The sequence below is a fragment of the Proteus sp. MB838 genome (assembly GCF_054767435.1).
Genome location: NZ_BAABMO010000031.1, coordinates 1 through 26780 on the forward strand (window position 1 = coordinate 1; position 26780 = coordinate 26780).

Annotated in this window: 24 protein-coding genes and 4 pseudogenes; 11 read left to right on the forward strand and 17 right to left on the reverse strand. The window is 32.3% G+C overall.

Annotation, left to right across the window (positions count from 1 at the left end):
- Positions 1 to 368 precede the first annotated feature (368 nt).
- The gene (locus ACYUCW_RS13255) at positions 369 to 1031 is read right to left on the reverse strand and encodes a class I SAM-dependent methyltransferase (protein WP_460408761.1); all 663 of its coding nucleotides are present in this window, start codon (positions 1029 to 1031) and stop codon (positions 369 to 371) included.
- Positions 1032 to 1589: 558 nt separating this feature from the next.
- Here ACYUCW_RS13255 and ACYUCW_RS13260 point away from each other — a divergent pair.
- The 4 genes from ACYUCW_RS13260 to ACYUCW_RS13275 all read left to right on the forward strand — a co-directional run bounded on the left by ACYUCW_RS13260 (position 1590) and on the right by ACYUCW_RS13275 (position 5812).
- The gene (locus ACYUCW_RS13260; RefSeq protein WP_004251487.1) at positions 1590 to 2816 is read left to right on the forward strand and encodes a phosphoadenosine phosphosulfate reductase; all 1227 of its coding nucleotides are present in this window, start codon (positions 1590 to 1592) and stop codon (positions 2814 to 2816) included.
- Positions 2817 to 2828: 12 nt separating this feature from the next.
- The gene (locus ACYUCW_RS13265; protein WP_004247912.1) at positions 2829 to 3470 is read left to right on the forward strand and encodes an IbrB-like domain-containing protein; all 642 of its coding nucleotides are present in this window, start codon (positions 2829 to 2831) and stop codon (positions 3468 to 3470) included.
- Between the two features lie 644 nt (positions 3471 to 4114).
- Positions 4115 to 4429: a helix-turn-helix domain-containing protein gene (locus ACYUCW_RS13270; protein WP_004242524.1), complete on the forward strand. Its 315-nt coding sequence runs from the start codon at positions 4115 to 4117 to the stop codon at positions 4427 to 4429.
- 840 nt (positions 4430 to 5269) lie between these two features.
- Positions 5270 to 5812 carry a hypothetical protein gene (locus ACYUCW_RS13275; RefSeq protein ID WP_460408763.1) on the forward strand — a complete coding sequence of 181 codons (543 nt, stop codon included), beginning with the start codon at positions 5270 to 5272 and terminating at the stop codon, positions 5810 to 5812.
- Between the two features lie 23 nt (positions 5813 to 5835).
- Here the strand turns inward: ACYUCW_RS13275 and ACYUCW_RS13280 are convergent, their stop codons facing one another.
- Both ACYUCW_RS13280 and ACYUCW_RS13285 read right to left on the reverse strand, forming a co-directional pair.
- Positions 5836 to 6033, reverse strand: coding sequence for a hypothetical protein (locus ACYUCW_RS13280; protein WP_004242521.1), 198 nt, complete (start codon positions 6031 to 6033; stop codon positions 5836 to 5838).
- Between the two features lie 240 nt (positions 6034 to 6273).
- Positions 6274 to 7122, reverse strand: a complete 849-nt coding sequence (locus ACYUCW_RS13285; protein ID WP_036969535.1) for an SDR family oxidoreductase — start codon at positions 7120 to 7122, stop codon at positions 6274 to 6276.
- A gap of 89 nt (positions 7123 to 7211) precedes the next feature.
- Here ACYUCW_RS13285 and ACYUCW_RS13290 point away from each other — a divergent pair, with 89 nt between their 5' ends.
- On the forward strand, positions 7212 to 7586 hold the full coding sequence (locus ACYUCW_RS13290) for a winged helix-turn-helix transcriptional regulator (protein WP_004247909.1): 375 nt from the start codon (positions 7212 to 7214) through the stop codon (positions 7584 to 7586).
- A 123-nt stretch (positions 7587 to 7709) separates the two neighbouring features.
- On the opposite strand, the gene ACYUCW_RS13295 is transcribed toward ACYUCW_RS13290, so the two are convergent.
- From ACYUCW_RS13295 to ACYUCW_RS13320, 6 genes are all read right to left on the reverse strand, one after another.
- Entirely contained in the window at positions 7710 to 8171 is a 462-nt protein-coding gene (locus ACYUCW_RS13295; protein ID WP_064506144.1) for an LTA synthase family protein, read from the reverse strand.
- Positions 8172 to 8661: 490 nt separating this feature from the next.
- The gene (locus tag ACYUCW_RS13300; protein ID WP_004242516.1) at positions 8662 to 9120 is read right to left on the reverse strand and encodes an Hsp20 family protein; all 459 of its coding nucleotides are present in this window, start codon (positions 9118 to 9120) and stop codon (positions 8662 to 8664) included.
- A gap of 184 nt (positions 9121 to 9304) precedes the next feature.
- Positions 9305 to 9445 carry a cold shock small protein YmcF gene (gene ymcF / locus ACYUCW_RS13305; RefSeq protein WP_406819891.1) on the reverse strand — a complete coding sequence of 47 codons (141 nt, stop codon included), beginning with the start codon at positions 9443 to 9445 and terminating at the stop codon, positions 9305 to 9307.
- A gap of 7 nt (positions 9446 to 9452) precedes the next feature.
- Positions 9453 to 9665 (reverse strand): transcription antiterminator/RNA stability regulator CspE, encoded by a 213-nt coding sequence (cspE, locus tag ACYUCW_RS13310; protein ID WP_004247907.1) that lies wholly within the window; start codon positions 9663 to 9665, stop codon positions 9453 to 9455.
- A 439-nt stretch (positions 9666 to 10104) separates the two neighbouring features.
- Positions 10105 to 11229 (reverse strand): lipase family protein, encoded by a 1125-nt coding sequence (locus ACYUCW_RS13315; RefSeq protein ID WP_460408766.1) that lies wholly within the window; start codon positions 11227 to 11229, stop codon positions 10105 to 10107.
- A gap of 1285 nt (positions 11230 to 12514) precedes the next feature.
- A complete protein-coding gene (locus ACYUCW_RS13320) occupies positions 12515 to 13630 on the reverse strand; it encodes a hypothetical protein (RefSeq protein ID WP_239506437.1) in 1116 nt (371 codons plus the stop codon).
- A gap of 408 nt (positions 13631 to 14038) precedes the next feature.
- Here ACYUCW_RS13320 and ACYUCW_RS13325 point away from each other — a divergent pair.
- Positions 14039 to 14188: pseudogene (locus ACYUCW_RS13325) on the forward strand (transposase); the annotation flags it as partial.
- Positions 14189 to 14341: 153 nt separating this feature from the next.
- Here the strand turns inward: ACYUCW_RS13325 and ACYUCW_RS13330 are convergent.
- A pseudogene (locus ACYUCW_RS13330) lies at positions 14342 to 14473 on the reverse strand (NADP-dependent isocitrate dehydrogenase); the annotation flags it as partial.
- A 786-nt stretch (positions 14474 to 15259) separates the two neighbouring features.
- Between ACYUCW_RS13330 and ACYUCW_RS13335 the strand changes: the two are divergent.
- Positions 15260 to 15973: a type 1 fimbrial protein gene (locus ACYUCW_RS13335; protein ID WP_049210465.1), complete on the forward strand. Its 714-nt coding sequence runs from the start codon at positions 15260 to 15262 to the stop codon at positions 15971 to 15973.
- A gap of 174 nt (positions 15974 to 16147) precedes the next feature.
- On the opposite strand, the gene ACYUCW_RS13340 is transcribed toward ACYUCW_RS13335, so the two are convergent.
- The gene (locus ACYUCW_RS13340; protein ID WP_441339073.1) at positions 16148 to 16291 is read right to left on the reverse strand and encodes a phage tail fiber protein; all 144 of its coding nucleotides are present in this window, start codon (positions 16289 to 16291) and stop codon (positions 16148 to 16150) included.
- Between the two features lie 72 nt (positions 16292 to 16363).
- Here ACYUCW_RS13340 and ACYUCW_RS13345 point away from each other — a divergent pair, with 72 nt between their 5' ends.
- A complete protein-coding gene (locus ACYUCW_RS13345) occupies positions 16364 to 16498 on the forward strand; it encodes a transposase (RefSeq protein WP_026090445.1) in 135 nt (44 codons plus the stop codon).
- Positions 16499 to 16679: 181 nt separating this feature from the next.
- On the opposite strand, the pseudogene ACYUCW_RS13350 reads toward ACYUCW_RS13345, so the two are convergent.
- A pseudogene (locus ACYUCW_RS13350) lies at positions 16680 to 16847 on the reverse strand (isocitrate/isopropylmalate family dehydrogenase); the annotation flags it as partial.
- Positions 16848 to 17005: 158 nt separating this feature from the next.
- Between ACYUCW_RS13350 and ACYUCW_RS13355 the strand changes: the two are divergent.
- The 3 genes from ACYUCW_RS13355 (at position 17006) to ACYUCW_RS13365 (ending at position 20054) form a co-directional block, all read left to right on the forward strand.
- Positions 17006 to 17254, forward strand: coding sequence for a hypothetical protein (locus ACYUCW_RS13355; protein ID WP_004247901.1), 249 nt, complete (start codon positions 17006 to 17008; stop codon positions 17252 to 17254).
- Between the two features lie 403 nt (positions 17255 to 17657).
- Positions 17658 to 18656 carry a hypothetical protein gene (locus tag ACYUCW_RS13360; RefSeq protein ID WP_460408768.1) on the forward strand — a complete coding sequence of 333 codons (999 nt, stop codon included), beginning with the start codon at positions 17658 to 17660 and terminating at the stop codon, positions 18654 to 18656.
- Between the two features lie 519 nt (positions 18657 to 19175).
- Positions 19176 to 20054, forward strand: a complete 879-nt coding sequence (locus tag ACYUCW_RS13365) for a hypothetical protein (RefSeq protein WP_004247897.1) — start codon at positions 19176 to 19178, stop codon at positions 20052 to 20054.
- A 102-nt stretch (positions 20055 to 20156) separates the two neighbouring features.
- Here the strand turns inward: ACYUCW_RS13365 and ACYUCW_RS13370 are convergent.
- The 5 genes and pseudogenes from ACYUCW_RS13370 to ACYUCW_RS13390 all read right to left on the reverse strand — a co-directional run.
- A pseudogene (locus ACYUCW_RS13370) lies at positions 20157 to 20582 on the reverse strand (transposase family protein); the annotation flags it as partial.
- A gap of 192 nt (positions 20583 to 20774) precedes the next feature.
- Entirely contained in the window at positions 20775 to 22151 is a 1377-nt protein-coding gene (locus ACYUCW_RS13375; RefSeq protein WP_460408770.1) for an FRG domain-containing protein, read from the reverse strand.
- Positions 22152 to 22556: 405 nt separating this feature from the next.
- Positions 22557 to 23243: a hypothetical protein gene (locus tag ACYUCW_RS13380; RefSeq protein ID WP_460408771.1), complete on the reverse strand. Its 687-nt coding sequence runs from the start codon at positions 23241 to 23243 to the stop codon at positions 22557 to 22559.
- Positions 23243 to 23575, reverse strand: a complete 333-nt coding sequence (locus ACYUCW_RS13385; protein ID WP_460408772.1) for a hypothetical protein — start codon at positions 23573 to 23575, stop codon at positions 23243 to 23245. Before ACYUCW_RS13385 ends, ACYUCW_RS13380 begins: the two co-directional genes overlap by 1 nt.
- Positions 23565 to 26768, reverse strand: coding sequence for a TipJ family phage tail tip protein (locus tag ACYUCW_RS13390; RefSeq protein ID WP_460408773.1), 3204 nt, complete (start codon positions 26766 to 26768; stop codon positions 23565 to 23567). Before ACYUCW_RS13390 ends, ACYUCW_RS13385 begins: the two co-directional genes overlap by 11 nt.
- Between the last annotated feature and the right edge of the window lie 12 nt (positions 26769 to 26780).

Below are 26780 nucleotides of genomic sequence, written 5' to 3' on the forward strand. Positions count from 1 at the left end.
TTTTAGTATTGTACATATTTTTAGCGCTCCAAATAAGTAAAAATAACTAAGTATTAATATCTAATTTACAATTAATTGGTAAATTTTAGTTGATTAATTCTCAATGGTTAGATAATTTAACGCTTATCCATTTTTGATCATCTTAAATGGACACACACTTTGATTTGATTATCCCCGTTTTGCTTAGTTATATTTTATAACTAAGCTTTTTTCGGTTACTTTAAGCGATACATACTAGAAGCAATACTGTTATTTATCAAACAGTTGTCATTTTATCAAATAAATTAATTCTCTGAGGCTAACTTTATCTCCAACTGTGTAACGCCTTCTTGATACATTTTCAATTTATTCAAACTATACTACTTTTTTTATAATTTTTTATTTCTCGCGGTAAATAACGCGACAACTCCTTGAATATGAATAGATACATCGTAAAAAAAACAAGATAATACTTTTTCTAAAGCATCTGCCGAGTCAGAATAGTTACTAAAAATACCTTTTTTGTTATAAACAGACATCAATTTATTACCAAAAAAATTGTGTTCAACATCAACCCCCAAGATAGTAGCACCATATAAAACACCCTTTTCCGTTAATATTTTACTTATATTTTCTATCACTTTCTTTTTACCTTCCATTGTGCCAGGTAAGCAGTGTAATAGATAAAATAAAGAAATAGAGTCAAACGATGAATTGAATTCATTAGGAAATTTATGATAGATATCATGCTGTAAGCAATAAGTTAATTTATCATCAACAATATTTTTTTTAGCATAATCTAAGCTATTAATATTAAGATCTGTTAATGCTATTTTATTTATATTAGCTAAAGCTCTTTTTAAGTAAAATCCTGTTCCTACACCAATATCCATATGGTTCTCACCAAGATTATTTTTAAAATGAGGTAGCAAATATTTATCTGTATCACAACGCCATGTATAACGGTTAGAAATATTTAATACCCACCAGTCATAAAGTTTTAATGCTGTGGGGGTATATACTTTAACTCCATTGTGAGTGTCTAGTGTCATACAAAATCCTAGTCGTAAAATGATTATTCTATGATTTATACAAACCACGAATAACTGGAAATAACGAATAGTTAAACAGGTAATCATCTAAACAAGACAACGTAACACATTGAAATTAAATAAAAAAATAAATCAAATTCTAACGGTTAAGTAAGGTGTTATTGACATTAAAAGCGCCGATTGACCGGTTAAGAAATCTTCTTCCTCAGCTTAATGATAAGCAAACTTATTCATCTGTTTTATTTTTAGTAAATAAAAGATATTAAATCGCCCTTGCGCTGGATTATTTTATACATTTTACTGCATAACCAATTGATATTTAGTATAAAAAACCACCAAAAATGCATAATCACAGATCTATACAGCATAACGCCATATTGAAATAATATAGTAATATCTTTCCATAATCAGTTAGTTTAATAAAAACAATTAAATAGAGTAATTACTCTACTGTATTAAAATAAAATTAATAATTACTAACAATTAATACTTACCTTTATCATCTAAATATGATTAAGTGATAATACTAACATTAGCTAATCTATTTTGGTGATAGTTATGTCTTTGAAACGTAAAATTGCGCTGGGGAAAAATGTATTAGAAGCTGCTCAAGAGAGAGTCCAGTGGATATTTGATACTTTTGAACAAATCACTCTCTCCTTTTCGGGAGGGAAAGATTCTACTGCGCTTTTTCATCTTGTTGCCGCACAAGCGCGAAAACAACATAGAAAATTTAATGTGATGTTTCTTGATTGGGAAGTTCAATATTCTGCGACTATAGATCATATTATAAAAATGAAATCTATCTACCAAGATTGTATTGAACGGTTTTACTGGATAGCACTCCCTATCACCACTGAAAGTGGCATTTCTCAATATGAACCTACATGGACAGCATGGGAGTCTGGTAAAAAATGGGTAAGACAACCGCCAGAAGATGCGATAACTGACCCTCACTTTTTCCCTTTTTATCACCCAAATATGCTTTTTGAAGATTTTACCCCTGCATTTAACCAGTGGATCACAGGTAATCATCGCAGTTCGATTATCCTGCTAGGCATAAGAGCGGATGAATCTTTAAACCGATTTATTGCCATTAGTAATAATCGAAAGTTACGTTATGCCGATGATATTCCTTGGACAACGGCATCAGCAGAAGGCTTTTATTATATGGCCTACCCTATTTATGATTGGCATGTTAAAGATATCTGGACTTATATAGCGCGTTTCAATTTACCCTATAACCCTATTTATGATCTGATGCACCAAGCGGGCGTTAGTTTAAGTCAAATGCGTATTTGTGAACCTTTTGGGCCAGAGCAACGCAAGGGACTATGGTTATATCATGTGCTAGAGCCTGAAACATGGAGTCTTGCTTGTGAACGAGTGAGTGGAGCTGATGCCGGAATGTTATATACGAATCCTCGTAATAAATCAGGTTTCTATGGGCGGCATCAAATTAGCAAACCTTCCCATCATACGTGGAAATCTTATGCTCACTTTTTATTAGCCAGTTTACCAGAGAAAACAGCAGAACATTATCGTAATAAAATAGCGGTCTATCTTCGCTGGTATGCCGAACGAGATTACCCAAATGGCATACCTGATGCACAAGAAGGTGATACTAGCACTAAACAAATACCTTCTTGGCGACGAATTTGTAAGACCATCTTGCGTAACGATTTTTGGTGTAGAACATTAGCATTTAGTCCTACTAAATCACACTGTTATGATCGATATTTCAAACGGATACAAGGAAAACGAAAAGACTGGCAACTTATTTAGCAAGGTGTGAATATGACCATTGAAACTATAATTTCTGTTTTAAAAGAGTACCTAGCAAAACTAAATGATGAACAAAAAATTGAAGCTCTCAATAAAATAAAAATATCGCTTCATCAAATAAGCCCATTTAAAAATGAACCTACTGACTGTGTTCTTTGGATAAAGCAACAACAAGTTATCGCTAATGACTATAATCCCAATGTCATGTCTCCGACAGAAAAGAGATTACTAGAAACGTCTCTGGTAAAAGACGGTTATACTCAGCCTGTTGTTGTCTTACCTATTCAACAATCCAAAAATAAACCATCACAATGGCAAGTCGTTGATGGTTACCATCGTTATTTATTGAGTAAAAAAAATAGCTTAAACAAGCGAATTAACGGCTATTTACCTATTACTATACTTGATGTTGAAAGTCATACTATGGCTGACCAAATGGCAGCGACTATTCGCCATAATCGGGCTAGAGGGCAACATCAAGTGGCAGCAATGTCGGATATAGTTAGAGATTTATCAAGATTAGGTTGGAATGACCAAAAGATTGGTGATGAATTAGGTATGTCACAAGATGAAGTACTACGTTTAAAACAGATTAGTGGCTTAGCTGAATTATTTTCAGAGCACGACTTTTCAGAAGCTTGGACGGTTAAGTAGAAATAACTTTGTATAAAGCACCAATAAATATATTTATTGGTGCTTTGTTAGTAATATCAACGACCATAGAAATAATTTATTTATATGGCTTACTTCCGTTTCTTACTAAATTAGTATTAATTTATTATTTTTCAGTAAGAAAAATTCATATTGATGACATCCTATGTTTTATCTTAAAAAAACTAAAAAACAGCTTATTTTTAGCTCCATATTATCTTACTAAAATCATACCACCTAAATCTATTTATCATTCAAAAAAATAATAAATAATTATAATAATTTTAGATATTCTCTTCTGTATTGTTGCTATGATAATAACAATCAAATGATTGATATTGACGATCGTAACCATTCATTTGATAGATAGAAACTATCATTATATTACAAATCGATCGATAAAAACATTTTGATAATTACTTTATATTGATATTAATATATAAGAATAATCGATAATTTTGGTTATAAATACTAAAAATTTGCATTTATGTTAAATTTTACCGCTATCGATCTAAAAGTGATAGTTATTGTATTTCTGACTGTAGAATTAATAGCAGTACTAAATTAATACAGATATATAACATTTAATAGCAGTTAACTAAAAGTTAATTGCTTTTAAAAAATGCTTTATAACCTTATAAAAATAGATGATCATGATAAACTCCACTATTGCACACAAAATAAAACAAAGAAGAAAAGAGTTAAGACTAACAGGCATAGAAATGGGAAATCGCTTAGGGATAAGCCAGCAACATTATTCTCGAATAGAAAATGGCAACATAAAAATCACGGTAGAACTTTTGTTTTCTATTGCATTTATTCTCAATATGACGCCACAAAGTTTATTACCTAATTATAATTTATTGGATAAAAAAATCATTAATCTTTCAGATGAGAAAAATATCATCAAAGCAAAACAGGCTTTATCTGCAGAATTTATTATACCAATAAAAGAAAAATAATGCCTTATACATATTATTTAACTTTATTCAAGAATAATTATTCTTTTTGCTTGATTAGATATTAAAAAACTCGCAAACAAAAAAATCAAAAGCATATTAAGCCCTCATATTAGTAAAATCCCCGCCAAAAGCAAATTACACTAGACCAATCAACACTATAGAATATCGATGGAATTCCCTTTTCGAAGGTATGCTTAATCGACACTTAAAATAACACTGTTGTTAATATTATACTGTGATACAAAAAAAGTTATTAAGATAACTTTAAGATTATTTATAAAAATATAATTATTCTTATTTATTACTATACATGTTGATAATTTTGTATATAAAATTATCAACAATCCATGCTTTTTATAAACCGGAGAAATCAAGTGCGGTATATATTATTATTATTTATCTCTTTGTTTTTTATTGTAATTTTTCTATTAAAAACACAGGGCAGTACCAAAAACGATGTTATTAACCAACCCACAGAAATAGAAAGAAAATTAAATAAAAAAGTCGAAAGATGTATGTTTCACTCAAAAATAAAAACTAAACGTTTGCCTTGGATAATGTTAACACGTAAACGTTCATGCTCTTAGTGAGAATAAGTGATCACTCTGGTTATTATAACTATTTTTACAAACAATACCGCTTATTTTATAATCAAAAAATCGATGTTACTTATTGAGTTATATTAATATATAGTATAGTTTATTAATTCCTACCTCTTACTATAATTAATTAAGTTTTTCTAAAAACTGAACTTATTCAGAATACTATAAATAAATTATACTTAATATAAATTAGTCTATATAATACCCTATGCAATTTTATTTTGATTATGAGCTAACAATGAGTTCTATAAAATCACCTATAATTATCTCTATCACCTCAATTGCAGGTGGCGGCAAAACAGCACTTTCTCATTATATAAGAGAAAAGCTTCCATCAAGCAAATGCCTTCATTTTAATGATTTCGACTGCCCTACAGCACCTGAAGATCTCGATGAGTGGATAGAACAAGGTGGTAATTATAGCGAATGGGATATAAAGCCATTTGTTGAACAAGTTAATCAGACGATAGAAGAATCTCAATATACTCATATCATTTTGGATTATCCTTTTGCCAGATCTCACCCAGCGCTACAACAGATGATCGACTATGCTTTTTTTATTGATACACCACTAGATATCGCATTAGCAAGAAGAATATTGCGTGATTATAAAGAGAAAAGTGGAAATGATATTATTCATTATTTAGAAGAGTACTTAATCTACTCACGACCCTCATATACAGCAATGACGGAAAGAGAAAAGCTAAGTGCTGACATTATTATTGATGGTAACGCATCTGTGTCTTTAATTGCACAGAATATCCTAAAGTATATTGTTTAACCTTAAAGCTGTGCCGTATTAAATCAATAGCACCCACCAATTTTACTATTACATACGGTGATCTTCTGGTGCTGTCTAATCGTATTGATTACGCTGTCAGAATATGGATCTGGCTTCATCGCATCTTTACTCGATTGCTCATATTTATCAATATCAGACTGTGATGTCGAACATCCTGAAACAAAAAATAAAGTTAATAATATCGCTGAAACTAGCTTCATATAAAGTCCTATTGAGCTGAATAAATATTTTTCAATATCATTTAGTTATATTCATTTTTGTTACCTAGTGTAGCAGTCTATCCTACTATTTTACGACTAAAATTAATCTTTTATTAATTGATGCTCACCTATCATAAATAATAATGCTTATGAAAGGCACCCTGCATGTGAAACCCAAAATTTCAACTCTTAGGGTGCCAAAAAATTAAACTGAAAATAGAATAGATATTAGCTATCGATTTACAATATTGCTTTGATACTCTCCGCAAGTGTTGTTGTACGTCGGCCAATTAATTTACTTAGGGTATGACTATCATCAAATAATCCACCTTTGGATGCGCCGATATCAGAATCAGCCAGCATATTTGATAATTTATCGGGTAAGCCTGCCGTTTTTAACGCAGCGACAAAATCGGCCTGACTTAAATTGTTATATATCACTTGCTTCCCGCTTTGTTTAGTCAATTCCTTAGCCAATTGCTCTAATGTCCAAGCTTCATCACCAGCAAGCTCATACACTTTACCTATATGTCCTTCTTCACTAATTACCCGAGCAGCAGCCAATGCATAATCGGCCCGAGTAGCTGAAGCTATTTTGCCATCACCAGCCGCCCCCAGAAAAACGCCATGCTCAAGTGCTGCAGGGACACTTGCCAGATAATTTTCTGTATACCAGCCATTTCGTAATAAAGTGTAAAATATCCCAGAATCAGCTAGCATTTTTTCTGTTTCTACATGTTCCACATGCAAGCTTAATGGAGAGCGATCAGCATGTAATATGCTAGTGTAAGCAATAAATTGTACATCTGCTGATTTTGCTGCCTCAATGACATTACGATGTTGAATGGTACGTTTGCCAACTTCACTTGAGGAAATTAAAAGTAATTTATCGACACCCTGTAAAGCTGTTATTAATGAAGCTTTATCATTGTAATCCGCTTGACGTACTAAAACTCCTTTCTGACTTAAAGACGATCCTTTTTTTACATCACGAGCAAATGCCACTATTTGATTAGCAGGAACGGTTTGAAGAAGGTTTTCAATCACATGTTGACCTAATAGGCCTGTTGCACCAGTAATTGCAATCATAAGATAACTCCTTAATGTATCACTTGTGTTTTGATAACATAGCACCTAAACTTACCAAAAGTAAGTACATACAAAAAGGTAAGTATATAATGACAATATCCACACTCTCGCAGCAATTACGTGAAGGAAATTTATTTTCTAAACAGTGCCCATCCAGAGAGATCCTCAAACATGTTACAAGTCGTTGGGGCATACTCATTTTAATAGCCCTACGTGATGGAACACATCGTTTTAGTGATTTACGACGTAAAATTGGCGGAGTAAGTGAGAAAATGCTGTCTCAATCGTTACAAGTATTGGAGCAAGATGGTTTTATTAACCGAGTGTCATATCCTGTTGTTCCACCCCATGTAGAGTACTCTTTGACAGATCTTGGTGAGCAAATAAGTGAGAAACTCACGCTTCTTGCGGATTGGATAGAAATAAATTTACCTAATATCTTGTCACGACAAGAAGTGGAGTAGTATACAGATATTATTTCCAATAATTATGTATTTATACTTTAGTTAATAATTATTTATACCAAGATATCTTTATGCAATAAAAATGGATGGTTATTGAGCCATCCATTTTTGTAGTCAAAAAAATCATTCACTTTTCTCAAATAGAAAATAACGCTTTAATTTTTTTGAAAATAATATAATAAATGTCAACCAAAGGGATAATCCAGCCAGAATAAGTTTACCTATAATCCCTCCAGATCTTTGAGCATCATTATCATAGCTTATACCACTTTCGTTCAAAGAAGTTAACCCATCATGGAAATTGCTCCATAACATGACGATAATGATTGGTAGCCAAGCTAAGATAGTCAATACCCGCGCCCTTTTATCGCACCTAAAGGAAAAGTAAAGCGCTGATATTTGTATAATTAAAACTAACAAACGAATAAAACTCCATAAATAAATTTCTATCTTTATCTCAGCGGGCATATCAAAACTATACAAATTTAATAACAGTGATGCATTGGTTATAAAAAAATATAATATCAGTATAATACAGCAGACAATCAAAAATTGAGTTATCCATAAAGAAAGTGGCTTTTTCATAACAGTTCCTATTTAAATAAAATAAATCATATCGTTTCTTTATTCTGAAGTCATTATTTTAATAATAGAAAACTCATTTCTATATTAGATAATAAATAAAAACTGGTATATTATTTACTAATAACTTATCTTTTAAATATTTAGTATAAATATCTATATCATTTTTTGACACACTTTCTTGTATCAACAGTATTTAATCTTTTAAACATTTACTACTGTATAAACTATCATGGTTAAATCTCATTATGCGTTCACATAAAGTGCCCCCTCTTAAAGAGGTTTGTTATGAACACATATACTCCAACGATTAAGTGTATCTATTGCGAGCCATAAACACCCAATCCATTTTTCTAGTGTAAGCTTGCACTTCTTTAAGCATCTGGTTTATTTTGCCCTTCTTTATTCAAATATTATAATTTATAGGCTATTACAAAAAATTAAGGCTACACATTATGTGCAGCCTTAATCTTATTTAAGCTATCTCACTAAATTAGCTTTTATCTTTATTTTCTATCGCTATTGTTTGCCGTTTTTCTTCTTCAGGTAACTCATACTCAATAGCAATGGTCAGAAGTCCACTTGATAAATCGGCTTTTTCTATTTTGACATTTTTACCGAGGTCAAACTGCAATGTAAACTGCCCTTGAGATATACCTCGGTGGATCCATTTATCATTGTCTTCTTCTAATTTTTCTTCTTTTTTCCCTTCAATCAATAAGCGACTTCCTTTCAATGAAACCGATAAGTCATCTTCTTGATATCCAGGCACACTCACTGTTAGTTCATAATGGTTATCATCAATCTGTTTCAGATTATAAGTCTGAGTCGGTGATGAAATTGGTTTACTGCCTGTTAACTGACTAAACAGGCGATCTATCTGATCAAAACGGTTTGAAAGTAGATTGTCAGATAAAGTTGGGAATAATGAAAAAGGTTTAATATTAGGCATATAATTCCTCCTTCAGTATTTATTGAATTATGGGCGATATCTGATTGGCCCAATATATAAATATGAACGAGCAAGCATTTTTCAAGCCCTAAAATATAAATTTTTTATCTTTAGTCAATATAAGATTGTAGATAGCAAAAAAACCCCGCCGAAGCGAGGTTTTGTATATTCAACTATTTAATGCTTAGCTCATTTGAGCTGTCATCACACTTTTGCAAAAGATACATTTTGCGCCGTGTGGATTGTTCACTGTAACATCAAATTGTGATGTTCTATATTGTGAACCGCGACAACTTGGGCATTTAAAATAGAGGCGAATTGTAATAGCGCCTTTAGAGAGCCACCACGTTGCCTGCTGCAGGGCCTTTCATACCATTTTCCATGGTAAATGAAACTTGTTGGCCTTCAGCTAATGTTTTGAAGTTATCACTTTGGATTGCAGAGAAATGCACGAATACATCTTTGCTGCCATCTGCTGGAGTAATAAAACCAAAACCTTTACCTTCATCGAACCATTTTACTGTACCAGTCATTGAATTAGACATAGAATTTCCTTTAATTTATTTAATTTGCCATAAGGCATATATGGTTTGTTTGGTATTTTTACTTATGGGAATTAATTAGAAGGAATTCGCAATGAAGTGGTATCAAGGATAACGCTAAACGGGAACAACTTTAAACTGACTAACATAAATAGGTCTGTACTTCCAAACCAGTGACTTCATTAAGCCATAGAAAAACTCAGATAGCAAACTTTATTTTTGGTGAATAAAAAATCTATCAATAAGATTGATATAGACAAAATCATAAAAACTTATCAATAAAAATAAGTTTTTATTTCCTTAAATCAAAGAATTAAAATAAAAAGAGATACCAGATGTTCTTTAACCAAAACATGATCTGGCATCTCACATCACTCATCTTTCCACATTCAAATGATAAGAATAAGATTAAGATAGAAATTAATCAGTTATAAAATAGTTTTTAGTCTATTTTGCTATGCTCATTTTTCATCAGTTCAAATACAAAAGGCACTGAATTTCGCAAAGAGACATTGTATACATCTAAATGACCAATATTCGGATATTCATATACATATGCATTTGTGCCTGCTTCCAATACATCTCTTGCAAACTCTTGTTGCCGACGAGTTAACACATGAATATCTTCTAAACCAATCCCTATAAATACGGGCTTATCAACAAGAAGTTTTCTATAATTTAAACTTGACGCTTCTTGCTCTAATAGCTCGTAAAACTTAGGTTTTAAGCTATTTGATGCGTTTAATTTATTATCCATTACTAATTGACTTAATGGACTGATACAAAGCGTTTTCGCTTTTTCAACATAAGGTATTGCTAATTCTTGGAAATAATCTTCCACTTTTAAGTTTGGATTTTTATCAGCAGCAGAAAGATATAAGTACATCGCGTAAGGTAGCTTTCTATCACCTTCATCTTGAACACCATCACTAATAAAGTTTTCAAGTAGATTATCACTAAAATAAGGCGTCCCTGTCACTATCGCACCTAAGATATTTAATTCTGGTGCATATTCAGGCTGATAGCCGACAGAGGCAAATGCAGCATGAGCCCCTTGAGATTGCCCCATAAAGATAAAGCGATTACTTAGCGAAAACCCACCTTTCAAGACAGCTTTTGCACTATCCAAAGCGCTCCATGCTGTTGCTCTTTCATCCATATAATGATGCAACCCTGATGAGCCTAAACCTGGATAATCTGGTGCAACAATCGCAAACCCAAGGGATAGCCAAGTATTTAAATATTGCGATACGCGACTATTTTTAGGTGTTAATGAAGGAGCACAAGTTGGCGCTATCCCTACCGTACCATGATTCCATACAATGACAGGCCAACCATTTTTAGGCGCCTGACTTTTCGGAATAAAAACGGCACCAGTATCTTCACGGATAATTTCTCCATGAACACTGTCACAAGAAGTATAAGATATTGTGTATTGCGCAAAAGCTTCGCTTAACCCTAAGTCAGACGCTAGCTCTTGGCAATGTGTTATTACACCCAGTTTATTAGGGAGATTTTCATTAGTTTTATCGCAGGTAAATAACGATTTTTTAGTAAAGTGTTCCATAAATATTTCCTTATATTATTGATAAGTTTTTTTCCATTTAACTTAATTAGTCTTATAACTAGGGCATGTTTTTAGGCCTGTTATTCGCTAATTTCAGATAACAAAAAACCTCACTAAATGAGTGAGGTTTAACAAAGTTTAGTGTGCTTAGTAACAAATTGCCCACTATTTAGAGATGATAAGACAAATTTTTTCGAAATGCAATCTTCTACTGTATACAATTACAGTATTTTGTATATTATTGTGTACTATTTATCTTTTCGCCAACTAGGTATAGTTAATCAGTACAAAAAAATGTTGATAAATCATCACGTGATCGCCTTGCTGCAAATAGTGTCGATATTACTAATAGGTTAGATTTTGTTGGCGAAGCTATTTTAAATTTCTCCTTTGGCATCTCATTGCAACTAATACACATTAATAATGCTATGGACAAATTGGTTTAATCTATTGCAATACTTAGTAGTTACTATTAGAGACTTTCTAACTAATTGGTTATATTAAAATCTCTATCAACCCCCGTGTTGATATCTAATTAAGTTTTATTTTTCCTTCATTTAAACACCCTGTGAGTATAAAAATCACAGGGTATTTTTTGTTTATAAATACCATTCTCTATATAACTATGTTATTCATTATTGTAAAAAGCCAATTAATAAGCTCACAGAAGTGAGTTTATTAATTAAAAATTATGAGGTTCTTTAGCAACAGCCTTACGGATCATCATATCTAATCAATCCGTAATCTTAGACTAATGTATTTACCTTTCACATCGATAAGATAGTCATCGCCCTCAAATAGCGCACCTGAAGTATATATTGGAATATCACCATATACATGGCTATCTTTATATCTGCAATATAGTTGATAATGAGTGTGACCTACATATAAATCAAAACAATAGCACCAAAAGTTAAAATAAAACCTAAATTAAATTTATTAAAACAATATTGACAAATATAGGGACTTTATTTTTAATAGCTTATTAAGCCTAGTATATTAACTAGTAACTATATCATCAGTTGGAGAAAAACATTTAATATTAAAATAGCTCTGAAAAGACTTTGTAGATAAACTCACCTATCTCTTGTTTATCTAACATAATCTTCTTCAATAAAAAACCACCAGCAATTAATTGATGGCTATCAAGTACAGTTTGCACTACCCTACCTAATGGATGTTAAATATTTTTTAAATGATTTCTTTATGTTACCTAAATCATCAAGACTCCTCTTTAACATAACATGTAGTGCGCAAGCGAGTTATCAATAATACCGGAATACCGCTATTCAATTAAAATTGCTACATTAATTGCCCCTGTATATTTATTGGCTTTGATATTGCCATTAGCACAAAGGTTAAAAATTATGTTTTGTGTAAAACTCTTCATATTTTGTTGCGCTAGTTTATTACTACCGACGAGTCGCAAGGCCTCTTGTGCATTGGCTTGACAAATACTTGATTGTGCAGATTTTAAAGAAGCCACCACATAAGGCAGTGTGGTGATATTTTCAGAGCCATTGGTGGATAGCTCCATCCCTGTTTCACTGCCTGAGACTAAATTATTAAAAGGGCTCAGGGTGAGATAGATATTTTTATTAGCATAAGGACAATTGACACTGATACTAGCTAAATTATCTGCTAATTTAGTAGGTGTTGCATAATTTTTCGCGATTTGAGTCGGAAACTGAATATTGGTAGACGTTTGGGGGATAACGTCACAGGCTTTGAGTGCTTTAATATTCACATTATCCATTGAACTTAATAATGTTTTAGAATCTACAGAAGAACCTGGACTAGTGCTAATGTTGGCATAAAATTTTGAACCATCACGCATGGCATATTCACCGGCCTCTAATGGCCCGATGGCATACGCGGAATAACTGGATATTGTTAATGTTAACGAATGAACTTTATCACTACCATCTACGTATCGTGCTGAGAAAAAATCACTATTGCCTTGTCTGGGCAAAAGACCCCAACTTAATTCATTAGAATTAGAGGAAAAATTATTATACATATTTGTCATAGCGGTGGTTTGGGAACGACTAAATGAAAATGAAGCATTCTCATATGTGCCATTAGCTCTTTTATAACGCAATGTACCATATCCACTGGGTGCTAAAACAATAAAGGCCCCTTTGGGATTGCTTTTATTGTAGATAGCCACACCCGCTCGTCCAATTTCAGGGTAAAAAGGTATTGGTTGTACCACTAATTGATAAGGCTCCCACCGAAAATTTATATAAGGCGTATTCGCCTCAAGCACTGACCTTACCATCCCATAATTTTTCGTTGTTGAACCAACTGGCGGAGTGACCTCCCCTAAATAACCTGTTGAGCCAATAGGAACGGATAACTCTAACGCATTAGCGGAATGAAGGAATACTATTGGTATCAAGAATAACGATAAACCGTATCACCCTATTTTTTTTATCATTGATGGACACATCGAATTTCGATATTTTGTCGAAAGCACTCTTTTATTCACGTGTATCTCCAGCATTAAAATAAAAACAATGTAAACATATATAAATGATTATAAAATAATAATATCACTTTTAAATATGATTACATCAGCTATTTCATTATTTTAAGATAATTAAAAATAAAGATAGAAAAATAAATTAAACCATTCATCAATAGACTATTGAAATTAGAATAAGCAGCCTATTTAAAACAAAAATTTTAATTAAGAAATAAAAAATATTTATTTATTATAAGTAATTAAATTTAGGGGTTATTTGATCTACTTTAATCAAACAGGGCTCTTTAATAATGGAATATAATCTAACTATTGAAGTGTTAAATGAAAAAACGAACAAACAGTGTTTATACTACTGGATTTAAGCAAGAAGCGGTCGCATTAGTCAGCGAACAAGGTTATAGCGCTCCAAAAGCGGCAGGTTTTTTAGGGATCACCGATAAATTACTTTATAGCTGGAAAGCAAAATTAGACGCTGAGTAATCAGGTAACAACTTGAACGCCAAAAATTAGATAAAAATCGTGATTTAATTGCTCAAAATTCAGGTAGTTTTGATAACCATTTCAAAATTGACAATAAAAAATGGGAACTAATAAGCTCTCGTTAACTATTTCTTAAATCAACAATTACATATGCTTGATAATCGCGTCACCAAACTCGCTACATTTCAGCAGTTTAGCGCCTTCCATACCTTTAATGATTAAGTCAGCGGCTTCTGTCCAACCCATGTGGCGTAGTATTATATTTCCATAAAATACCTAACTATATGGTTAGTCTTATTTTTTCAGCAAAAGAAAATGACTTGTCCCTATTTTTGTGCACTTGCAACTGTTTGATTTATTGAATAGCGTAAGTTGGTTTTGAGGAAGTGCTTTACATGAAATAGACACACCACCTTTCGACGTTTCAAGTGTAGCTTATATGCTTAAAGGGATGGATTCTTTTGATAGGAAAAGCATTCTCAAATCTACCCGCAGAGCATTAGATAGCATGGTTAAATATGGATTGTTAGAAAAAGTGTCTAGTTATTAAAGGGGGAAAACAAACACTAAGTTTCAAGCAGCTCTCCTTGGTGTTCGCTGTGTAGTTAGTCGGTATGGCTGACTAGGAGAGTGTCATCTAGTGAAATACGAAAATGACGGAGAGGATTTTATTGAGGGTGAATGCGCTCAAGTTGATTAATTTAACTCTAAAAAAATATCTTTCATAAATACTAGAACTCTTAATCTGAATTACTATTTAAATAAACACACCTTATTAATTTAAATATATTTATGCAAATACACGGAATAATCCAAATAAGAATATTGAATGATATTTTTATATTTACATATAACTCAAATTAAAACTATTACACACAATGATTTAATTGTCCCCCTTTAATTACTCCAATTAAGAATATCGAATATCGAAATAAAAAACACTTTAAGAAAGTCTTAATTTGATAATTTAAACACATAGCTTAATTTATTATTAAATAAATAAAAATAAGGTGTATTATATAATGTTACGTTTATTACTTACTTTCTAAAAAGGAGTATTTTATGAAAAAAGTATTACTCAATCTTGCTATGCTGACTGTGATATCAGCCCCTGCTTTAGCTGCTAAAATTCCTGTGGCTAATTTAAAAATCAATGGTGATATTAAGCCACCTACTTGTATGGTTAATGGTGCGACACAAAGCGATGTAATTTTTGACTTAGGTAAATTAAGCCCTTCATTGATCCCTAAATCAGCAAATTACATATACCCTCATGACTCAATCCTAAATAATGTCACTATTGAATGTGATGCAGAAACTTACCTCACGTTTAGAGCCACTGATACTTATCTGAGTGCTCCGATTGAGCTTAATGGTAACAATAAATCTAAAGAAAGCGCGGTATTTCATCTCGTTAGTAAAGATAAAGTGGAGTCTTCTGTTGGTGGGGCATTATTCGTTTGGACTAATGTTACTGTAGATGAAAAACCTGTATTTATTAGTCGAGCAAATGATGTAGCTGTAGGATTTTCAGGCGATAAAACCGTCATGGCCAAAGAAGTGACTAATGGCTGGACGACAAAACAACAAGAAAGTGTAGATAAAGCTAATTTGGATTTAATCTCAGGTAAGATTTTTTCTGCAGATTTTAAGTTAGGGAAAACTAATTCTGCTTTTATTTTATCCAGAGATGAATTAAGTAAAAAAGGAATAGATTTATCTAATGGTTTAGATTTTATGGGTGAAGCCGTCCTCACTTTTAATTTTGGTGTCTAATTTTTAAAATAACTGATAATCTCAATATAATTGACTTTTATATTGTGATTATCTTTTTATATTAATATAAATGAAAGCTATTTATTGCTCTTTCATCTTCTCTTCTTTTTGTCTGCGCTCCTCTTCCACTTTCTACGCTTCTTCCATCTCACGTATTCTCACGTTATAGATTGATTACTCAGGCATCTGTATACGAACGGAAATAAAATGGTCATCAGGGATATCAATTGGGTCACCTTCTTTGTAACCATCAATATCATTACGGGCGAATTTAGGTGCGTTAGGATGAATGCCGTGATACGTTTTTTTCATGAGAATAAAACCGTCTGATCTGCTTTATCAAACAGAACACATTAATAATGGAATATAATCTAACTATTGAAGTGTTAAATGAAAAAACGAACAAACAGTGTTTATACTACTGGGTTTAAGCAAGAGGCGGTCGCATTAGTCAGCGAACAAGGTTATAGCGTTCCAAAAGCGACAGGTTTTTTAGGGATCACCGATAAATTACTTTATAGCTGAAAAGCAAAACTCGACGCTGAGTAATCAGGTAACAACTTGAACGCCAAAAATTAGATAAAAATCGTGATTTAATTGCTCAAATTTCAGGTGGTTTTGATAACTCGTTTTGATAACCATTTCAAAATTGACAATAAAAAACGGGAACTAATAAGCTCCCGTTAACTATTTATCAAATCAACAATTACATATGCTTGATAATCGCGTCACCGAACTCGCTACATTTCAGCAATTTAGCGCCGTCCATTAGACGTTCGAAATCATAAGTAACGGTCTTCGCTTCGATTGCGCCTTCCATACCTTTAATGATTAAGTCAGCGGCTTCTGTCCAACCCATGTGGCGTAGCATCAATATTTAAAATACTACTTATTTTATTAGTTAATAAGATATATTTTATTGTCAGGTTCTGACTTTTAGCATTGTATAGGCTGTTAAACAATGCTTATCTATCATTAGATCAGTTTAAATTTGCTACCTTAAATACGGAGTAAAAAACTAGAGGAAAAAATATGTATAAAAAGCATACTGCAACAGCTAAAGCATTACACACTACCTTTCAACAAAATCATGAGCAGATGGATTTGCCATTTTTCTATACTTATCCACTTAATTGTTGCCAAGGAGCATCAATAATATTAACGTATCTGTTTTTAGATATTCATCTAAATACTGAAATTAATATTGTTAAAGGTCCCTCTCGTAAAAATGAACATCATCATTATCATTGGCTTGAAGTTGATAAAAAATTATTGATTTAACTGTTGATCAGTTGATATCTTGGATGAACAAGAATAAAACAACCCCTATCCATCAATATATGCTAAAAAAATGCATCCTTTATCAGATTATTGTTTCTATAAGCAACGATGCTCATTTAATGAATATTATCAGATATTTATTACTAAACATACAAATGAAGAGAGTATTGTTGAGGCTTATAGAATAGTGCTGTTGAAGTATTTTTAATTGATGCAATAATTATTGCTTTTTAAGTAGTAGGATTCATAATTTATATCTTTAAGGAAAGATTATGCTAAATAAAGAAGCTAATATTTTAAAAATAATTTGTTATAAAGCAATAAACATTATATTAAAATAATCCCATGTACAATTATTATTTCAGGTCTTATAATTTGGTTCTATTTAAATAGTATTGATCGTTTGGATTTACTAATTGATTCTTTTTCTATTTATAGTGCTTTATTATCATTACTAGTATTCTCAGCAATATTATCTTTTTTAATTGCATTAATACTTATTTTACCAAGTTCAATTCTTATTCTATATCGTTCTAACTTTCAAAATAAAATTGGAACGCGTGTTCATATACCCATAGTTAGCTTAATTGTTAATGTGATATTATTAACACTCTTATTATCTAATTTATACCCATCAAATAACGAAACACTATCATCTAATTTATATATAATAATATCAATATTATTATCGCTCGCAGGTGCTATTATTATTTCAATATTTAACAATAACTTTAAACTAAAAACAATATTTGTAACATTGTTTGATTCAATAATAATATCACTTTCGACATTATCATTTTCTATTCCTTTTGTGTTTTTACTAAGAGATATTTCTGGAGAAAAAACAATCTCATTATTAATAGTTTTATTACTTATGTTTGCATTTACATTCCTATCACTTCTCCCTGCAATTATCTTTTATAATGAAAAAGAATCACAAGATAAAAACATCCTCTCAATAATAAAAAAAACATTAATCGGAATTATTACAGCTATAATATTCACATTTCTTTTGTTCCCTTCCCTAGCCATTCAAGTGATTAATATATCATTATATTCCATTGGTTTTATTGATAATAAAAACCACTATTTTTTGATAAACGGTACTAAGTATCAACCAAATATGTTTCCTACCCATCTATGGAATACATCAACACATAAAGAAATAAAAAAAGATTTTTTTATCTATGGTATTAGATTATTTTCAACTGGTAGCAATAATTTAATTTGCCCAAGTAAAATAGGTGAGATGAGGAGTGAAACTAAAAAGACCAATTATGACTTAATAATCAGCAGTGGTAACAACAATAAAATAAAAGAACTAAAAAACATGACTAGTCTTTGTGTTGTTATGCTCTCAGAAGATGCTAAGCAATGGGATAATTTTTTTGAAAAAGAATAAAATATTTAAAAAATAGTGGTTGTAAATTAATAATTACAGCCACTAATAAAGTTATTTCTCTACCTAAAATAGCTAAATATAACTATTTTGACACTTACCAACATCAGGTAATTTTTCTATATATTCAAATTTAACATAAATCTGCAACAGTGATTTAGTATACATGTTGATGCAAAAAAATTTATACCAATAACAATATCACTTTTTCTTAAGAAGAAATAGTAACGTATATACATAGTTCTAAGACAACTTAGTTCTACTTATATATGTACTTATAAACTTAGATAAATATATAAAACTTACCTTTCTCTGCAATTTTTTATGGGTTATTAATCAGTTATATAAAAACACTCACAGATAGTCATATATCCTACTAATATAACACCGTATAGTTTAATTTATTTATCCATCATTAACATACTAATTCTCTTTGATATAACAAAATAAAAACGGCATTATAAAGAGATAAAAATGCAGAGTCTCTGCTTAAAATGATTTTTATGTACTAAAGGAATCTGAATGAACATCAGCAGTAAAACAAGTGAGAAACTTCGAAACTTAATAAATGAAGAGACAGAGTATCGTTCCGGACCTAAATTAGTTAAATTTTTTAATACACTAGGTTTTAATCACTCATATGGACAAGGCTTTCCCTCTCGTTGGAAGTATACAGATGATTGTCTAGATACAATCAATGGAACTCCACGACTTGACAAGTGCATCAAAGAAATATTCAACCCTATCAATTTTATTAGTCGTATTGACGAGTTGGATCGCTTTATTGCCGAATTTAATCAATACCTAGCTTTTGATAAATGGAGAGTTATCAGAAATGGTGCTGAAATAACTTTCGAGAAACTTCATAAAGTGGAGTTAAATGATGATAACTTGCAATCCAGTAATCTATCTGAATCTGATTTTTTAAATCGCGAGTTTAGTGGTTTCACTATCTCTGATTTAGGCTTAGACATTAACGTAACTGAAGTACTTAACAAACGAATTGAAGAAATTGAAAAAACATATAATTCGGCCGCTTATCTTTCTACGATACTAATCGCTGGTAGTACCTTAGAAGGGGTTTTTCTTGGATTAGCTTCTAGTTATCCGCGAGCATTTAATACGGTGAAGTCATCCCCTAAAGGACGTGATGGTAAAGTTCAACCATTTCATGATTGGAATCTTGCAGCCTTTATTAATGTTGCAAAAGATTTAGAACTAATTCAACTTGATACTTATAAGTTTTCACATACTTTAAGAGATTTCCGCAATTATATCCACCCTTATCAACAAATGTTATCGGGCTTCACACCTAGAGAGCATACAGCTAAAATTTGTTTACAAGTGCTCAAGGCTGCAATTACTGAAATGACATCGAATGTTAAAAAACTACGTTCCTAATGCAACCTATTCCTCATTCAATTAATAGTACAGAATGAAATTAAAATTTATTATCGTATAATTTTATAAAAGACTTCGAAAAACTTTTGTTAACTAATTTTAAAAAAGAATTATTCGTAGTCCATAAGGCGTATTAAAAAAATAGGAACTTCACATCAACCTGAACATGATGCCCTTGTACTTGTTTCTGATAACATTTAAATAGTGATTTAGATCAACTTCACTGATTTTGAGGAAGTTGATTTAATTTGTTTCTTAGTAATACATAGTAGCGACCAGAACGTGATATTTTGATGTTATGAAACAGTAGAAGATACCAAGTGATACGTTAGAATCGAAATGGTAAGTCATACGCAGATAAATAACCATCTCTTCGATGTGTTTTACAACTCTTCTGATTGGATCTTCAGAGCAGGGTTTATTGTTGATTAATCCTTTCTTGCCATCTCGTTCATAAGTTCTTTTCCAAGTATAAAAAGTTTCTCTACTATTCCCAAAATAGCGACAAGTCTTAGTAAAATTTTTTGTTCTCATAAGCTCGCCCTTGGTAATAAATGTTTCATCTAAGTTAAATTTCATAATAGGAGATATTTTTTTGATAAAACTTTGGGGATCGGTAGTTGTGTTGCCACTATTTCACATTGCGCACATCTTCATAATTTACATGTCAATTAATTAGGTATATGTTTATTTTCAGCCTATATAAGTTATTATGTGATTTTATTCTTTTACTGAATATTTATTAGCAATTAGTTTCATTGTTCTTTCCATGCCTTGATAAACAGTAGCATCAGTGATATTCAGCCTAGACAATTCCTTCAGAATATTTTTTTTATTTTTGATTACTAGTTTTTCAACTTTAAATTCTTGTGTTAGTTCCGATTCTTCTCCAGAAATTAAATCTGGAAAAACAGCGTTATTTCCAAACAATAAAAAAGCTCCTGATTGAGATAATATCCGTTCATTGCTAGCTCTTCCCTTAACGAAGATAATACGTTCCAGATCTGAAGGAACAATAACATTTTCAAAATATGGCTTTTCATCCTTAATGTAATGTAGCAGTTTTTTGCAGGCTTCTGTTTTATTGAATTCTATTTTTTCTTTTTTAAAGTCCAATTTTTCTTTAAGAGAATGATTAAGCATAGATAAGTTAGCAATACAACTAACAGTATCGGAATCAAAAAATTTAATATTATCTCTATCGGTTCTAAATATTATAACATGTCCATCAATCTCATTTTTTTCTTTATCAAATTTAACACTACTACAAGCAAAGTATAATGCTATTAATGGATTAGATGTAATATCTAAAAGACGGGTAGGAAGTCCATAATGTTGCATTCGCACTAATTTATCTAGCATAGATTTATCATCTATAAATTCTGATGGTCTTGCAGTCAATGCTTCTCTAACTAAATTTGATTCATAGTGTAAATACTTAAAATTTCCGTCTTTAGTTCGTCTAAATAAAGAAGGTGCCAATTCATATGAGGAATCTGAATGGCCACGATAAAACACTTCCTCATCTTCATTTTTTTCTTTATCAAGAACATATTTTAAAAATGTCCTAACATCACTAATTTCAGGATAATTATGTTGCTCAGCTAAAGGTAGTTCATTCAATTTTTTAAATTTACTATCTATTGTTAACTCTAAAGAAATCAAAATCTGCCGAAGATCTTTATTTTTTATTCCCCAATGAGTTCTACTCAGCCCGAAACTACCCAATTCCAGAATATTTTTATATGAATTTTCATCAGTAATTGCAATTTTTTTAAAATTCTTTGTAATCTTAAAGGAGAAGAACACATCTTTTTTCATGATTCTGACATTTGATATCGTACCAATACTTATATCAATATAATCAATAGAATTTTTAACATCACAGTCAGTGTACTTCTCCGTCATAAATAATACAGGGAGGCTTTCGATAAAAAATAGAGCCTTTTCATTCAAAGGGGTCAGTTTTTGACGAATCTCCTCTGACGTATTTTCCAACATCCGCGATATAGGAAAACTCCCAGTCCCTTCTTTTTCAACAAACATAGGCCAATATTCAAATGCTTTTGGTCTGCCGCCCATTATTAAATTAAACATAGTTTTCTCTCTTCATTTCGTAAACTCAATTACATATAGCTCAATAAGTTGAGTTTATAAATTCTAGACTATACTTATTGAAAATTTTAGCAATTATAAAACAATTTATTATATACATTTTTTGTATATTTATCTTTAAAGATTCTTCCAAAATTCAAATATAATTGTCATGAACGTTCATCTTACTATACCACAGCTAGAAATTTCTGAACCTAGTTCTCATATTACTGTTAGCAAAACAGATCTTGTAGATAATGAAAATATTCTCTTAATGATGTGCTATTTTATTTAGTTAAATAAATTTAGAAAAAATGAAAGTATAATGTCAACGATAGATTACGAACTAGCCCCCAATAAATGATTAGATTGTTTTGAAAATCAACAGTTACTTTTACCGATAATGAACTACAAGATTCTATTTATATTTCCAACATCAATAATTAAACATATCGCTGGAAATCTAGATAAATCACGATTTGCACTGCCTGTGCCCCAAAGAACAGCTTCTTTATATCTTACTTGTAACGTATTTCCCACTCTTTTAATAAAAGTATCCATCCAAGACCCTTCAAATCCATCCTCCCATATTCCTCCCATTCCGCCACCAAAAACGAAAGCTAAATCTTTTGTATTTGGTAATTGATAATCAATATCTTCTTTCCATGATGCAATAAAATATCCTACTATTTTTAACACCCCCCAATTAGAGTTATAAACAGTCTGTTTTGTACTACTATTTTTTATAACGACTCCATATTTTTCTTTAAAAATATTATTCGGAAAATCACCAAATTCAAACACATCAACACTACCCGAAGAGTCATTATAAGGTTGGGATAGCTGAATATTTTTGTCACTTCCTTTTATGGCTCCCCCAATAACTTTAACAAAAACATTGTTAGGTGATACAGCAAATAACTTTGTAGATGAATGTGGGGTGATCGGTAATTCAGTATAATATCCTTGATTTCCAGATACTATCCCACCTTTCATTACAACAGTCTGCTTTCTAATACAGTTCATAACCGTATTAAAACTATCTATTTGAACATGGCGATCCTTTCCTTTTATAATAATGCCATATTTACCCATCAATATACTCCATAATATAACCTAATGATGTCATCATATATATCGATTAAGCCATTTCTATAAACATTATCTAGTTCGAGAATAATTACCCCGTTATTAATATTTAAAGTAACATCTCCGGCTAACCCTCTCATAAAGGAAGTCCCAAACCAAGCAAATACTTCTCCATATTTATTTAGATCAGAATAGTCATAACTAAAGATTTTTTTAGTCATAAGTGGTATAGGAGTAATATCATGCCAACCAACAATTCGGCCGACTCTATCGGATGTATTTAATAAATTAATTCCATATTTTTTAGATTTGATTACCATTCCATAATTATCGCTCATTTGTGATATCACCAATAATAACAACGTTATACCCAGTTTCGTCTTTTACATATAAATTTTGATTGGTTAATGTTGTTCCCCCATTACCACCATATATTTCTAATTTGTTATTTTTCACATCAAGAATAAAACCTGACTTTTCGGGAGAATAATTATTGGAAGTAATAGCCTCTGATAACGCGAGTTTTCTGATCATGGCTTTATCAATTAATGCATCTCGAATAAAAAATTGTCCGTTTTTAGCAGACATAAACAGTTCCATTCGGTTATTTTGGGGATTATAAAATGCAAAGTTATTGGCATTAAATCCAATATAAGAGTTTATTTTTTTATTTTTGATTTCGGCACTAACAATAAAACCAGCTGCATTATATCTAATTCCATTATGGACGATAGTAATATTTATTGAATGCCGAGCATATCCTCCTGATTGTGTAAATTGTGCATTCATCTTTTGATTGAGAATACCTGACTGCTGATTAATTTTAGCTTGGACTTGTTGTTGATAACTTGATTGAGCTTGTTTGATAGAAGAAATTGCTTCCTTTTGAGTAATAATATCAGCTTCCGTATTTTCTATCTGTGTTCGGATCTCATTAATCGTTTCCTCTGTCTGTTTACTGTATTTTTCAAACTTTCGAGATAAATTATATTCATTATAACCTACCCTTTTTATTGTATTTTCATTCCATTCAACTTTTTCATTAAGCTTCCGCCATGCTTGCGTTTCCTGTAATTCTTTATCTAAATTATCTAGTATTTCGCTAGTGTGGCTTTCTGGTTGCCCTATTCCTTCAACAAATTCTGAATACCCTACAACGTTTATACTGCGAACATAAATATAATAGGTATGGCCAGCCTTTAGGTTACGCCCTTGTATAACCCACATAGAGCTAATACCTAAATACTCAGCACGATTTTCCACATCACGAATATCCGTGATCTGTTTTTCTGAAAACCAAAACTCATACTGTGCTCGTAAGCTATTTTGACCACCAGATCGCGGAATAATCCCTAAACTAAAATAGCCCGACTCAACCTCAATATAACTGGGTGGTAATGGTGGATTAATCGCAAATGAAGTTGTGGCCACCTCGCCTTTTTGTTTCCGATCATTTTGAGGCAGGACGGATAAAACATAATTCCCCTGAGGCAAACCACCAAAACGATATATCGTATCCGTGGTTGAGGCAGTGCCGACAATGCGATCACCAGTGGTTAGTTTTAATAAAAAATCGACTCCTCGACTGGAATAAGGTGTATTCCAACTGGCTTCTACTTGCCATGCACTTGTATCTGATTCGATATCCACAGAAAGGTTTTCAACCGGTGGAATAAATCCACCTAGTGGCGTATCAGGTTTTGGCTCAAATTTAGCCCCTTTATCAACAACAGCCTCTTTTTCGGGCGTGTGTTGCACTGCAATAACCGTAAAGCTGCCATCTCCGTTATCAGCCAAGCTGATGGCACGAAATAATCGCCGACGTAAAGACGGAAGTGTTAATGTCCAAATTCCACCTTCTTGTAACCCTAACGGAAAAATATCCAGCTTTATTTGATTAGATGCGGGATAGCTCACCACTTCATAAGATTGCGGATCACCTTGTGCATTGAGGAGTGTGACGCTTGATTTACCACTTTTGGGTGTGTCGATATTGCGATCTAAGGTTAATGTTTGAGAGGCATAATCAATATGTGTTAGACGTCCACCAATTTGATTATCCGCGTAATAATTATCAGCAATTTCGATAATATCACCCGGCATATGACGTAACCCCTCACTACCGATATTAAATTCAACCGTTTGAGTTTCTAATTTCTCAGTAGTTAACAACCAAAGACCATGACGATGAGCCTGACCTCTGCTAGTACAACCAAATGCATCGACGCGCATCACATTGCGTCCAAAGCGCGCTATGCTAGCATCATCTTCAACTAGCTCAACACTGGTTTTCCAACCATTGTTTGGATCAATAAAACGAACTTCGACGGCAGTGTGACGCGATTTTAATGCGCTAAAGCTGTATTGGAAGTTGCCATCAATTACGTTGGCATTAGTATAAGGCCATACTACATCAGACGGTCTGTCTTGAATAAAGGTTAATGTTCGTCCGTTCCAGACTGGCATAATGCGCATCATGGCACACATATCTGCCATCACATCATAGGCTTTACGCATATCCGTAATGTAAGCATTACAGGTTATACGTGGCTCTTTTCCTCCAAAACCATCATCAACCTGTTCGTCACAATAACGTCCTATCGCATATAAGGCGAATTTATCAACCTCACTAATATTGAGGCGTTTCCCCATGCCATAACGAGGATGAGTTAACAAATCCCATAATACCCATGCTGGATTATTGGTAAATGCCGGTTTAAAGGTACCGTCCCAAATCCCAGAATAAATTCGTTTATCTGGATCATAATTACTCGGCACCTGAATAATACGCCCTTTAATTAAATAATTACGGCGCGGAAATTTATTGCCAAACTGCTCACTATCAAACATTAATCCTGCAACAGCAGAACCCGGATAAGTTTGTGAAATATCCACTAACTCAGAATAACTCGACCAAACGGTATTATTTTGAATTTTGTCAGAAGTGCTGTCTTGAGTGATACGGATCATGCGCACACTGAACGGAACTGGGGGCAAATCATCTAAAATAACCGCCATCAAGTACGGAGAGTTAGAGCGTTTACCCTTAATCGTGACGTTTTTCTCTGTTATCCATACCCCATTGCGCTGGATTTGGATCTGTAATTGAACAGATGTAGGTACTCGATCACCATTATCTTTAGTTTCAACCAGTGATTGCGTACCAAAGGTTAGGCGTAAGCGGTCAATATTGGGCGAGGTGATAGTGCGAGTGACAGGGGAATTATATTTAACCTCAATCCCCACTGGCACTTCATTCGCAGACGCGGTAAAACCACTCATTGCCGGTTGCTCTAAGGTACCCGCCCGCCATTGTGCATACATTCCATTAATCGTGCTATTGCCAGATCCATCTATCACCGGCGTATCATCCAAATAAATGCACCCTAAATCATCCATCGAGCCTTGAATATGAATAGGGCCTTCAATCGGCCCCTCACTGATTAAATCAATTAATGACGCTTTTTGACGTGATGTTAAATCGTTTGGTGCCTCATACGGTGTTCTTTGACCGCCACCACCTTTACCCATGATACGAACTCC